Origin of the sequence: Croceicoccus esteveae, from assembly GCF_031846435.1 — a bacterium.
GTDB classification, from domain to species: Bacteria; Pseudomonadota; Alphaproteobacteria; order Sphingomonadales; family Sphingomonadaceae; genus Croceicoccus; species Croceicoccus esteveae.
Genome location: NZ_JAVRHS010000002.1, coordinates 163,156 through 176,115 on the forward strand (window position 1 = coordinate 163,156; position 12,960 = coordinate 176,115).

Annotated in this window: 11 protein-coding genes; 5 read left to right on the plus strand and 6 right to left on the minus strand. The window is 60.4% G+C overall.

The window, feature by feature from the left end; genetic code table 11:
* Positions 1 to 77 precede the first annotated feature (77 nt).
* From lepB to era, 3 genes are read left to right on the plus strand one after another with little or no spacing between them, the layout of a single operon-like run.
* Positions 78 to 929 (plus strand): signal peptidase I, encoded by an 852-nt coding sequence (gene lepB / locus RM533_RS03655; RefSeq protein ID WP_311339851.1) that lies wholly within the window; start codon positions 78 to 80, stop codon positions 927 to 929.
* Entirely contained in the window at positions 929 to 1,603 is a 675-nt protein-coding gene (gene rnc / locus RM533_RS03660; RefSeq protein ID WP_311339852.1) for a ribonuclease III, read from the plus strand. The genes lepB and rnc overlap by 1 nt, the downstream gene beginning before the upstream one ends.
* Positions 1,596 to 2,507, plus strand: coding sequence for a GTPase Era (gene era, locus RM533_RS03665; RefSeq protein WP_311339853.1), 912 nt, complete (start codon positions 1,596 to 1,598; stop codon positions 2,505 to 2,507). Before rnc ends, era begins: the two co-directional genes overlap by 8 nt.
* A 3-nt stretch (positions 2,508 to 2,510) precedes the next feature.
* On the opposite strand, the gene RM533_RS03670 is transcribed toward era, so the two are convergent.
* The 4 genes from RM533_RS03670 to plsY all read right to left on the minus strand — a co-directional run bounded on the left by RM533_RS03670 (position 2,511) and on the right by plsY (position 8,582).
* Complete coding sequence (locus RM533_RS03670) at positions 2,511 to 3,989, minus strand: MFS transporter (RefSeq protein WP_311339854.1); 1,479 nt, start codon at positions 3,987 to 3,989, stop codon at positions 2,511 to 2,513.
* Positions 3,990 to 4,076: 87 nt separating this feature from the next.
* Positions 4,077 to 6,764 (minus strand): type I DNA topoisomerase, encoded by a 2,688-nt coding sequence (gene topA / locus RM533_RS03675; protein ID WP_311339855.1) that lies wholly within the window; start codon positions 6,762 to 6,764, stop codon positions 4,077 to 4,079.
* Positions 6,765 to 6,855: 91 nt separating this feature from the next.
* Complete coding sequence (dprA, locus tag RM533_RS03680; protein ID WP_311339856.1) at positions 6,856 to 7,965, minus strand: DNA-processing protein DprA; 1,110 nt, start codon at positions 7,963 to 7,965, stop codon at positions 6,856 to 6,858.
* Positions 7,962 to 8,582 (minus strand): glycerol-3-phosphate 1-O-acyltransferase PlsY, encoded by a 621-nt coding sequence (plsY, locus tag RM533_RS03685; RefSeq protein WP_432265029.1) that lies wholly within the window; start codon positions 8,580 to 8,582, stop codon positions 7,962 to 7,964. The genes dprA and plsY overlap by 4 nt, the downstream gene beginning before the upstream one ends.
* 141 nt (positions 8,583 to 8,723) lie before the next feature.
* Between plsY and murI the strand changes: the two genes are divergently transcribed.
* Together murI and hemA are read left to right on the plus strand one after the other, a co-directional pair.
* Complete coding sequence (murI, locus tag RM533_RS03690; RefSeq protein WP_311339857.1) at positions 8,724 to 9,566, plus strand: glutamate racemase; 843 nt, start codon at positions 8,724 to 8,726, stop codon at positions 9,564 to 9,566.
* A gap of 142 nt (positions 9,567 to 9,708) precedes the next feature.
* Positions 9,709 to 10,923, plus strand: coding sequence for a 5-aminolevulinate synthase (gene hemA / locus RM533_RS03695; protein ID WP_311340158.1), 1,215 nt, complete (start codon positions 9,709 to 9,711; stop codon positions 10,921 to 10,923).
* A gap of 136 nt (positions 10,924 to 11,059) precedes the next feature.
* On the opposite strand, the gene RM533_RS03700 is transcribed toward hemA, so the two are convergent.
* Both RM533_RS03700 and RM533_RS03705 read right to left on the minus strand, forming a co-directional pair.
* Entirely contained in the window at positions 11,060 to 11,611 is a 552-nt protein-coding gene (locus RM533_RS03700; RefSeq protein ID WP_311339858.1) for a hypothetical protein, read from the minus strand.
* Between the two features lie 126 nt (positions 11,612 to 11,737).
* Positions 11,738 to 12,931, minus strand: a complete 1,194-nt coding sequence (locus tag RM533_RS03705; RefSeq protein ID WP_311339859.1) for a type III PLP-dependent enzyme — start codon at positions 12,929 to 12,931, stop codon at positions 11,738 to 11,740.
* Between the last annotated feature and the right edge of the window lie 29 nt (positions 12,932 to 12,960).

Here is a 12,960-nt window from a genome sequence, read left to right on the forward strand (position 1 = left end):
TTCCTATTCGCTTTGCTTGCGCCGGTTCCTGCCCTATGCCGCCGTGCGTTACCAGCACGAACACAGATGAAACCGGCATGAGCGACGAAGTGACCCCTGCACACCGCAAGGACAAGAAGGATAAGAAACAGGATGAGGGTTTTTTCGCGTTCCTTCTGAAGCTTGTTGTCATCGTCTTCATCTTTCGCAGCTTTTTCTATTCTCCGTTCAATATTCCGTCGGAATCCATGCTTCCGCGCCTTTTGATCGGTGATTACCTGCTCGCGGCAAAATGGCCGTATGGCTACACGCGCTATTCCCTGCCATTCTCGATGCCGCTCATTCCTGGACGTATCCTGCCGGACAGTCCGGAGCGCGGCGATGTGGCGATCTTTCGCGGCACGCAAGCCGATTTCGATCTGATCAAGCGGGTGATCGGCCTGCCCGGTGACCAGGTGCAGATGCGCGAAGGCCAGCTCTTCCTAAATGGCGAAGCTGTGCCCAAGCGTCGGATTGCCGATTTCCTCCAGCCGGTCACACAGAACATGCTCGAAGCAGCGGCACAGAACATGCGCTCATCTCCATGCGCGGACGCGACTTTCGAGGAACGAGGCAGCAATGGATGGATCTGTCGCTACCCGCGATTTGTGGAAACCCTCCCCAACGCCGTCAGCTATGAAGTGCTCGACCTTGGCATGACGCAACCCGACAACACCGCAGTGTACACAGTGCCGCAGGACCATTTCTTCGCCATGGGCGATAATCGCGACAATTCGCAGGACAGCCGGTTTCCGGCCACACCAACCGGCGGCCTTGGCTACATCCCGATGGATCATCTGATCGGCAAGGCGCATGTCATGATGTTTTCAACCGACGGATCGGCAGAATGGATCAAGCCCTGGACATGGTTCACGGCTGCGCGTTGGGATCGCATCGGTCACACTTTCTGATGGCGCCCTTGTCACCAGGCACAAAGGAATGGATCGGACAGCAGGCGGGCAGTGCACCTGTGCACGAACGGCTCTGGGCAGAGGCCCTCACCCACGGCAGCGCCGGCAGCGCGGTGGATTATCAGCGGCTTGAGTTTCTGGGTGATCGGGTGCTCGGCCTTGTGATCGCCGATTGGCTGTATGGCAGCGACAACGCCGCCGAGGGTGCGCTGTCGCAACGGCTAAACGTGCTGGTCAGTCGCGAAATATGCGCGCGCATCGCCCGCGACAGCGGGTTGCCTCCGCATATCCGGCTCGGCAAACAGGCCATGGCCGATGGCGGCCTCAACAGCGACAACATCCTTGGTGATGTGGTGGAGGCAGTCATCGGCGCATGCTATCTTGACCACGGTTTCGACGCGGCAAAAGCGCTGGTGCACAAATGGTGGGCAGGCGTAGTCAGCGGCAATGCAGGATTAACCAAGCACCCCAAGTCAGCCCTGCAGGAATGGGCGGCTGGCAATCAGCGTCGAATGCCCGAATATGAACTTATCGGGCGATCCGGTCCCGACCATGCCTTGCGGTTTACCGTGCGCGTCTCGATCAGGAACGTTGGCGATGCGACCGGAACGGGCGAAAGCAAGCAACAGGCGGAAACCGATGCCGCCGCAGCATTCATGGATCAGTATGGCTGATAACGAAGCGGACATTCTCAAATGCGGTGTCGCTGCCGTCATTGGTGCGCCCAATGCAGGCAAATCGACACTGGTAAACCAGCTGGTCGGGCAGAAGGTGGCCATCACCAGCACCAAGGCACAGACCACCCGCGCACGGTTGATGGGCATTGCACTTGCCGGCAAGACACAGATCATGCTGGTGGATACGCCGGGCATCTTCGCGCCGCGCCGCAGGCTGGACCGGGCGATGGTCGCAGCCGCCTGGGAAGGAACCGATGCCGCTGACGCAATTCTGCTGGTGGTGGACCCCCTGAAGCAACGGCGACATGAACTGCTGCCGTTGCTCGACCAGCTCAAGGATCGGCCGGAACGCAAGCTGCTTGTCTTGAACAAGGTCGATGCATCTTCCAAGGAACCCTTGCTCGCCCTCGCGCAGGAGCTTGCTGCGATCGTGGCATTTGACGAGGTGTTCTTTGTCTCTGCCCTTACCGGAGATGGCGTTCCTGAGCTCAAGACGCATGTTGCTGCGATGATGCCACCAGGACAATGGCATTATCCCGAAGATCAGGTGTCGGATGCAAGCGAGCGGCTGCTGGCGGCCGAGGTCACGCGTGAACAGCTTTACCGCCAATTGCACGAGGAGCTTCCGTATGACAGCATCGTGCGTCCCGAACGCTACCTGCATCGCAAGGATGGCTCGGTTGAAATCCACCAGCAGATCGTCGTTGGCCGCGATAGCCAGCGCCCGATCGTGCTGGGCAAGCGAGGGCAGAGAATCAAGGCGATCGGTGAGGCGGCCCGTACGGAACTTGCCGCAATTCTGGGGCACAAGGTGCACCTGTTCCTGCATGTCCGGGTGGAATCAAACTGGGATGAGAACCGCGAACTGTACGAAGACATCGGGCTTAACTGGGTAAGATAGGCTTCAGACGCCTGCCTCCCGGGCTTCAGCAGGTACGGTTTGCGCCCTCACCGTGCGGAACCGCACCATGCTGCACAAGGCGGCCACCAGCGCGAGGCCTGCAGCCAGGAACATCGGCGTCGGACCCAGACCCAGCCCAAGCGATAGCAGCAGGCCTACGAGCGCTGCCGCAGTAGTCTGGCCAAACAGGCGCGCAGTGGAGATTAGCCCTCCTGCCGCGGCTGTCCGGTCTTGCGGCGCATTGGCGATGAGAAGCCGGGAATTGGGTGCAAAGAACAAGCCAAAGCCAAGCGCCACGATGGTCAGCCGCCAGGAAATGCCAAACACTCCTGGCTGCGCCGGCATGAACGCCATCAGCAGCAGGCCCAGAATTGCAATCGCCATGCCGGTCACGCCCAGTTTGGTCGGCGCCACCCGGTCAGAAAGCCAACCCGCAACCGGAGAAACGATCAGCAGAGTGAGCGGATAAGGCAGCAGCAACAGGCCGACCTCGTCCGGTGCATAACCCATCGATTGTTCAAACAGGAATGGCAGAGCCAGGATCACCGCACCGCTGGCGCAAAACACCAGCACCGCGGCAAGCACGCTGAGCCCGATGACAGGCTGCGCCATCAGGTCCACAGGGACAATCGGCCGATCCTGCTCCCGTTCCCGGTGGACCAGGAAGAACGCTGAAACGATGCCTGCGACAAACAGCGCGACGCCAGGCAACACGCTGCCTGCATGCGCGGCCACCTGGACGCCGCCGATCAGCAGCGCCACGGTCGCCGCGCTCCATCCTCCACCAAGCCAGTCCGCCTTGCCGCCCTGCGGTTCAGGCGCTGGCAAAGCCCGGCCCAGCAGCAGCGAAACAAGCGCCAGCGGCGCGGCCACTACGAATACGAGCCGCCAATCGTAGTCTGCCACGATAAACCCACCCAGAGTCGGCGCAATGGCCGCCGCCGTTGCCACCACCACCGAGTTCAGTCCAAGCCCGCTGCCCAGACTTTTGGCGGGGTAGATCCGGCGCAGCATCGCGACTGAAACCGACAGCGCCAATCCCGCGCCGACCGCCTGAACCGCCCGCAGCATCAGCAGGGCGGCAAAATTTTCGACAAAGAAACACAAAGCCGACGCAAGGCAGAACACCACTTGCCCAATTTGGTAGACGGTGCGGTGGCCGATCCTGTCACCCAGCTTGGCAAAGGGCAGCAATCCCATCACCATCACCAGCTGGTAAACGGTGACGACGTTGGTCACAGCGCCTTCGCTTACGCCAAGCTTGCGTGATATCGTCGGCAAGGCAACATTGGCGATGCTGCCGTCGATGACGAGAAGCGCTATACCGAAGCTGATGGCACCGATTGCCACCAGCCGCTGCGGCATCGGCAAGCCGTCGTCCACCGGACGCTGCGACACGGCGCTGGCCGCTGCCGCGCTGCTGCTCTGCACGGTTTCGTCGGGATCCCGCTGTGCCGATGCGTGCTGTGCCTCATCCTTCAAAGGCAGGTCACCCCCGCCTGCCTTGCCATACAGGCACCAAGCAGCAGATCGGCAGGGTGGCAGATGCTTGGCCACACATGACAACTGTCACGCCTTGGCAGCCGCAGGGTCCGCCGCAGAAGGGTCCGCCAAGGCATCTGCTTTCGAACCGGCCGGTGCGTCGGCACTTTTTTTCCGTGCTGGCGCGGCTGCCTTCTTTGTCTTGGTGACCGGCTTTGCATCAGCCTTTGTCTTGGCTGAATTTTTTTCAGACGAAGCTTTGTTCTTTGGCGCAGCTTTCTTTTTTGTTGCAGCCTTCTTTTTGGCCGGAGCCTTCTTTTTCGTCGGGCCCTTTGCAGCCCGTTCGTCGATCAACCTGATCGCATCGGCCTCGCTGACATCCTCTGGCTTCATGTCGCGCGGGATCGTCGCATTGGTCGTCCCATCGGTAACATACGGACCATAACGACCCTGCATCAGCTTCATCTCGCCACCGCTGACCGGATGCGCGGCAAAGCTCTTGATCGGCTCTGCCGCAGCGCGGCGCCCGCCCTTGCTGGCGGCTGCCTCGGCAAGCAAGGTAACCGCAGCATTCATGCCGGTGTCGAACACGTCGGCCGTACTGCCAAGCCGTGCGTATTTGCCTTCATGCACCAGGTATGGCCCGTAACGCCCGATGCTGGCGGCAATCTGCTTGCCGCTTTCCGGATGGAGCCCGATGATGCGCGGCAGGCCAAGCAGCTTCACAGCCATGTCAAGATCGAGATCCGCTATATCCTTAGGTATCGATGCACGCACAGCTTCCTTGCCTTCGCCCGTCTGCACGTAAGGACCAAAACGCCCCGTCTTGCGCACGATGTCCTCGCCGGATTCGGGATGCTGTCCAATGACGCCGTCCTCGCTGCCCTGCTCGTCCGCTCCGCCTGGCTGGCCAAAGCGGCGGGTGTACTTGCATTCCGGATAGTTGGAGCAGGCGACAAACGCCCCGAAACGGCCCCCACGCAGCGCCAGCCGGCCCGCTTCACAAGATGGGCAAAGGCGCGCATCGCTGCCGTCCTCCTTTTGAGGGAAGAGATAATCCTGAAGGAAGATGTCGAGTTCTGCGGTCACCTCACTCGGCTGCCGCTCCATGACTTCGTCGGACTTCGGCTTGAAATCCTTCCAGAACGCTTCAAGCACTGCTTTCCAGGCAGCGCGGCCACCCGACACATCGTCAAGCTGGTCCTCCATGCCGGCGGTAAAATCATAAGCGACATACCGTTCGAAGAATCGTTCAAGAAAGGAGGTCAACAATCTGCCGGAATCTTCAGCAAAGAAACGATTTTTCTCCATCCGGACATAGGATCTGTCCTTGAGCACCTGCAATGTCGCGGCATAGGTGGACGGTCGTCCGATCCCCAGTTCCTCCAGCCGTTTCACCAGGCTTGCCTCGGCATAGCGTGGCGGAGGCTGCGTGAAATGCTGCGTCGCGTTCACTCCGGTCTTGGCAGGTCGGTCGCCCTTGCTGACGAGCGGCAGCAAGCTGGCCTCGTCATCGTCTGCCTTATGGTCGAGACCTTCTTCGTAAACTGCCAGAAATCCGGGGAATTTGACCACCTGACCGGTAGCGCGCAGCTCATGCTGACCAGTGCCATCAACAAGCTTTATTGTCGTGCGTTCAAGTGCAGCAGAGGCCATCTGGCTGGCCATCGCGCGCTTGTAAATAAGGCTGTAAAGCTTGGCCGCGTCGCCATCGCCGCCACGATCTTTGGAAAAATCAGTTGGCCGAATAGCTTCGTGTGCTTCCTGCGCGTTTTTTGCCTTGGTCTGATAATGCCGCGGCTTTTCCGGAAGATAATGACCATCATAACGGTCGCTGATCGCCTTGCGTGCAGCAGAAATGGCGCTCGGATCCATCTGCACACCGTCTGTTCGCATGTAGGTTATGGCGCCTTGCTCATAAAGGCCCTGTGCAAGCCGCATGGTATGGCTGGCCGAATAGCCAAGCTTGCGCGCCGCTTCCTGTTGCAGCGTGGACGTGGTGAACGGCGGTGAAGGATGGCGCTTCTGCGGCTTCGTCTCCGTTTCTTCGACGGCAAAACTGCTCTGCTCCACCGCGGATCTGGCGCGCATCGCAATGCCCTCTTCGCCGAGGGTGAGCTTTTCCAGCCGATTGCCTTCGAACCGGACAAGACGAGCATCGAACGGCATGCCATCCTGCTCCAGCCGGGCGATCACCTGCCAGTACTCCTGCGGCCTAAATGCCTCGATTTCGCGTTCCCGCTCCACGATCAGGCGCAAAGCGACCGATTGGACCCGCCCTGCCGATTTGGCACCCGGCAATTTGCGCCACAGCACCGGCGACAGGGTAAAGCCGAACAGATAATCCAGCGCCCGCCGCGCCAGATAAGCATCGATCAGGTCGGCATCGAGCTCGCGTGGCGCCTTCATGGCGTCGGTCACTGCCTGCTTGGTGATCGCGTTGAACGTGACCCGCTCCACCTCCTTGGGCAATGCCTTGCGCTTGGCGAGCAGTTCGCGGACATGCCAGGAGATCGCCTCTCCCTCGCGATCGGGGTCGGTGGCCAGGATCAGCCGATCAGCCTGTTTGGCAAGGTCGGTAATCGCCCGCACCTGCTTTTGCTTGTCGCCGTAAAGCTCCCAGTCCATGGCGAAATCATCGTCCGGCTTGACCGATCCATCCTTGGGCGGAAGGTCCCGGACATGACCGTAGCTGGCAAGAACCTTGTAATCCCTGCCAAGGTATTTTTCGATGGTCTTTGCCTTGGCGGGCGATTCTACGATGACAAGCTGCATGCAAATTCCTGTAGGTACCGGTTGGGCGAGGCGCCCTGCCCGTGTGCACATGAAGTGGGGATCGCGACAGCGCTTCGTCAAGCAGCTTCGATCAATTGACGATGCTTACCTTTGCACCGGCATGCCGTTCCAGCCGACCGGCGAGTTCCAGCTCCAGCAGCACTGTGTGCACGGCAGACGCGCTAGTGCCACTGGTGCGGATGAGTTCATCAACCCCGACAGGTGCGGCCGAAAGCAGGTCCGTGATTGCGCCAAGCGCGTCATCGCGCGGCATGGACGCTTCTATTCCGACCTTGGGCTGCTCGCGAAAGATCATCCGGGCGGAACCTGTAAAGCTGTCAAGCAGTTCTGCCACCTCTTCAGGTGTCTGGATCAGGGTCGCGCCTTCGCGGATCAGCTGGTTGCAGCGACGCGCCCGCCCGTCAAGCGGCGAACCGGGCAGGGCCATGACTTCCCGCCCTGCTTCTGCTGCCATGCGCGCGGTGATAAGGCTGCCGGAGCGCGGTGCCGCTTCGACGACGAGCGTGCCTGCGCACAAGCCGGCAATGATGCGATTGCGACCCGGGAAGTGGCGTGCCTGCGGCTCCACGCCGGGAGGATGTTCTGCAATCACGATGCCTTCTTCGGCGATACGGCGCTGAAGATCGGCATGTTGCGGCGGATATATGACGTCGATCCCACCGGCGATCACAGCGCAGGTGCCGCCCTGCCGCCCTGCACCGCCGCTGAGCGCTCCTGCATGCGCAGCCCCGTCGATCCCTCTCGCCAGACCTGAAACGACCAGCCGCCCCTGCGTGGCAAGTGCATGGCCGAAGTCGCGCGCCAACCGCAGCGCAGCTGCCGAGGCATTGCGCGCGCCCACGATCGCGACCGATGGACGGGCCAGCAATGCTGCATCCCCCAGGTAAGTAATAATTGGCGGACCACCGGTATATTCGTTCAGCAAGGCGGGAAACAGCGGATCATCATGGAACAGATATTTTGCGCCAAGCCCTCGCATCCGCTCTACCTCGCGGTGGATCTGTTCCGACGCAGCCACGGTAAGCTTGCGGCGGCCTTTTGCGGTCAGCAGGGGCGCAGCATCAAGTGCTGCCGCTGCTGTTCCGAAACGCGTCAGCAACTGGCGGTATGTAACAGGGCCGATGTTCGGCGAACGCAGCAGACGAATGCGCGCGAAGGCCTCGGCTTGTGACAGGGTCAAGGCATGGACCCTTCTGCACTACCTCTGCCTCCGACCCGGGGCTCGGTCCCCTGCAACAACCGCACAATATTGGCACGGTGCCGCCACAGCACCAACACGGCAAGCCCCAGCAGGACCGGCACAATCATGCCTTTACCAAGCATCCACGCGGTCAATGGTGCGGACGCCGCCGCTCCCATTCCGGCGATCGACGAGATACGCGTCGTTGCCAGCAGAACCAGCCAGATGGCCGCAAAGACCAATCCCACAGGCCATGCCAGTGCAAGCACCACCCCCATCAAGGTTGCAACCCCCTTGCCGCCGCGAAAGCCCAGCCAGACCGGATAGCAATGGCCCACAACCGCCCCTGCCCCTGCCGCCATTGCTGCGACGAGCGGCGCCTGCGAAAAGAGTGCGCTTGCGATCAGAACGGCCGCCGCCCCTTTCAGCAAGTCCAGCAGGAGTGTCGCTGCGGCCAACCATCTGCGCCCTGTACGAAGCACGTTGGTTGCACCCGTGCTGCCCGACCCGATCGTGCGCAAATCGCCCGCGCCGGTTACACGGGTAAGCACAACTCCCCAGGGAATGGACCCGACAAGATAGCCAAGCGCCAGCGCGATGATCAGGTCTGCAGAAATGGCGCCGTGCTCCTTGAAGTCCCACCTGTTTCGTAGCGACTGTATGCAACCTGCTCAAGCATACCACACGCATGGCTTGTTCATGGCGGTATCATGAAGCTTTGCTTGCAAAACACCGATGATGCGCAATATGCGCGTCCGATGGCCACCCGCAAGATTGACCTGGCGCCCGTGCGCGCGGATGCGCCGATCCTGGTCTTTGATTCAGGGATTGGTGGATTGAGCGTGCTTGACGCGATACGCCGCCATCTTCCCGGCGCACCGGTTATCTACGCCGCCGATAATGCGGGATTTCCTTACGGCATCCGTACCGAGGCCGAAATTGCCGCGCGCGTAGCCGGATTGCTTGGCCGGATCGCCGAACGCTTTGCCCCCCGCCTTGCCTGCATCGCCTGCAACACGGCTTCGACCATCGCGCTGGGGATGGTGCGCGAGGTTCTGCATATCCCTATCGTGGGTACCGTTCCAGCGATCAAGCCTGCAGCCACCCTGACCAGAACAGGCATTATCGGGCTGGTAGGAACAGAGGCCACGATCCGGCAGCCTTATGTCGACCAGCTTAAAGCGGATTTTGCGCCTGCGTGCACGCTGATCCGTGTGGCAGCGCCGCAGCTGGTGGTCGCGGCCGAGGAAAAGCTGCGCGGCAGGCAAGTGGACGGGGCGCTGGTGGCAAACGTCGTCAATGACCTGCGCGCTCGCATCAGCGCGCCCGACATCGCACAGGACAAATCCATGGACGTGCTGATCCTTGCCTGCACGCATTTCCCGCTGCTCGCCGAAGAGTTTGCCGCCGCCCTCGGCCCCCAAATCAGGCTGGTGGACGGCGCCGATGGCATCGCCCGGCGGATTGCAGCATTGACAAAGGAACAGCAGTTTTCGCGCAGTGGACCCGACATTGCCCTGTTCACCGGCGCTGATAGCACGCTTGATGATCTGCGTCCCGAATTGTCGCGGCGCGCGCTGGAGACAATTCAGATTTTCTGAAAGCCGCCGCGAACACAAATAGTCTTTTGCATCAAGAGCAATGATGGGTTATGCAGATAGCCACGCAATCCAGTCCGCACCGACGGGCGAGGCCGTGCGCTCGTGGTGCAGGTCGGGGCACAGGCCATGGAACATTCGCTACGTGAACTACAACGAGATTTTTGACCAGGCGATCGATCGGCTCCATTCGGAGGGTCGATATCGGGTCTTCATCGACATCCTGCGCAACAAAGGTGCATATCCCAACGCTCGGTGCTTTGCCGGGCATAACGGGCCAAAACCGATCACCGTCTGGTGTTCCAACGATTACCTCGCCATGGGTCAGCACCCAAAGGTAGTCGAAGCGATGGAGCAGGCGCTGCACGACGTTGGCGCAGGGTCAGGCGGGACGCGCAATATCGGTGGAAACACCCATTATCACGTCGATCTGGAAAGTGAACTTGCCGATCTGCACGACAAGGAACAGGCGCTGCTGTTCACGTCGGGATATGTTTCCAATGACACGACGCTCGCCACTTTGGGTAAGCTGCTGCCGGGTTGCGTGATCTTCTCCGACGAGTTGAACCATGCCAGCATGATTGCAGGCATCCGTAATTCCGGGTGCGAAAAGCGTGTGTGGCGGCACAATGATCTTGCTCATCTGGAAGAACTGCTGGAAGCGACTCCGCTCGACACGCCCAAGCTGATAGCGTTTGAATCGGTGTATTCCATGGATGGTGACGTTGCGCCCATTCATGCAATCTGCGATCTTGCCGATCGTTACAACGCGCTGACCTATCTTGATGAAGTGCATGCCGTTGGCATGTACGGGCCGCGTGGTGGCGGGATTTCGGAACGGGATCAAGCGGCGGACCGCATCACGATCATCGAAGGTACGCTGGGCAAGGCGTTTGGCGTCATGGGCGGCTATATCGCGACCGACGCCAAGATCATCGATTGCATCCGTTCCTATGCCCCCGGATTCATCTTCACCACTTCGCTTTCACCCGTGCTTGTAGCCGGCGTGCTTGCTTCTGTGCGCCATCTGAAATCTTCCAGCGTGGAACGTGAAGGACAGCAGGCAGCGGCGGCAACCTTGAAGACCTTGATGCGTGAAGCCGGCTTGCCCGTCATGGACAGCACCACGCACATCGTGCCGCTGATGGTGGGTGATCCTGTGAAGGCAAAGCGGATCAGCGATATCCTGCTGGCAGAATACGGCGTCTATGTGCAGCCGATCAATTTCCCGACCGTGCCACGCGGCACTGAACGGCTGCGCTTCACGCCCGGTCCGGCTCACAGCGAAAGCATGATGCGCGACCTCACCAGCGCCCTTGTCGAGATCTGGGATCGTCTGGAACTGCGTCTCGCCGCCTGATCGGCAGCAATCGCGTCATTTTCGCTGACGGTGCGGCCGAAGCCGAACGAAATCAGGGCACGCCGACTTTCTGTCAGCGTGCCCCGTTTTTCAGAAGCGCATCTTCAACGCCGAAACGTTGCCGATGCCATCTACGTCAGCTGGACTGCAACACGCGTGAGGCGTAGATGAACTGGCTGACGCCCTCAGGCAGCGGCTTTGTCGGGCCGGGAATGGCGGCGTCAGGTGGCGAACCTGCATCGGCGCTGCGCACTGTGCCGACGATATCGACGCGATCACCCTTGTCCACGTCTACGCGGCCTTCGATAGGCGTGTTCGGCGTGCGTACTTCGTCAAGTACGACCCACATCTTCTGGTTGTTGTCACCCATGATCCAGAAACCTGCATCATCGGGAACATCGCCAGCAAGAACGTTGGTAAGCTGCACATCACGGCCGACCAGCGAACCGTCCGTCGCTGCCAGCAGGGTCGACAGGTCCGTAATTGCACCATCCGCAACGACCGGTGCAACCGTATCTTCCGTCACCGATGGCTCGACAGGCGCACCGACCACAGCGGCATTGTCGACCACCTCGACATCGTCATCGTCGCTGAACGCCCAGATCAGCAGCGCCACGATAATTGCCGCCAGCAGCAGCCAGACCCACCATGGAATGCCACCTTTTTTCTCAACAGGAATTTCAGCCATACATTTTCTCCTTCAGCTTTTTGCCGCGACGAGAAGTAAGTTGAAAATTCTCAGACGTCCATGCCGGATCAAAAAGATTTGAATTTTGCGTGACTTGACAGGTCGGCATCTATCGCGGGTGTGGCCTCAGCGCAGACTGACCACATTGTCGGACACGCGCGGATCGGCACGGTCACCGCGGTAAAGGCTGTCCATTGGTTCATCCTCTACCGTTGCCACAGATCCTGAACCGAACCCGTTGAAGCCGGTGCGCATGGCCGCGCCATAGGCACCCAGCATGCCGATCTCGATGTAATCCCCTGGCGCAATGTCACAAGGCAGGCCAAACGGCCCCTTCATGTAATCCGCATCGTCACAGGTGGGGCCATAGAAGGCAAAATCGCACAGCGGCGCATCCGAAGTGCTGGCATCAACTCTGCGGACAGGAAACCGCCAGCCGATGTGTGCAGCATCAAACAACGCTCCATAAGAGCCATCGTTGATGAACAACTCATCGCCGCGGCGCTTCTCCACCCGCACCACCAGCGAGTTGTATTCCGCACACAAGGCGCGACCTGGCTCGCACCACAGTTCTGCATTGTAGGCAATCGGCAAGGCGTAGAAATGGTGGTGAATGATGCGGAAATAATCCTCCAGCGGCGGCGGCTCCATGCCGGGATAGATGGAAGGAAATCCGCCGCCGACATCCACCATGTCGATCAGCACGGCGGCCTGAGCAATGGCGGCACGTACCCGCTCCAGCGCCTGCACATAGGCAAAGGGGGTCATGGCCTGGCTACCCACATGGAAGCACACGCCCAGCCAATCGGCCACTTGCCGGGTTGCCTGCAGCAGCGCCGGTGCCTCGGTGAGATCAACACCGAACTTTGCCGCAAGCGACAGCTCTGAATATTCCGACGATACCCGCAGCCGCACGCACAGGCGCAGATCACGCGCGCCGCGCGTGGCCCGGCTGATCTTTTCAAGCTCCTCGATCGAATCAAGGCTGAAGGTCTTGCAGCCGTGTTTGAAATAAGCCTCTTCGATTGCGCGCTCTGTCTTGACAGGATGCATGAAGCACAAGGTTGCTTCAGGCAGCGTTTCGCGCACGAGGCGGACTTCGGCCAGCGAAGCGGTGTCGAAATGCGTTATGCCGGCTTCCCACAGGACGCGGAGCAGGGCAGCCGACGGATTTGCCTTCACCGCATAGAGCGATTTGCCCGGGAACTTGTCCACGAAAAAGCGCGCCGCGCGTCGTGCCGCATGCGGGCGGTTGAGGATTACCGGTTCATCGGGCGCGGTTGCGCGGATTACAGCCAGTGCGTCAGGATGGATGGACAATGCAAGGGACCCCCAGAACTGAAACTTCG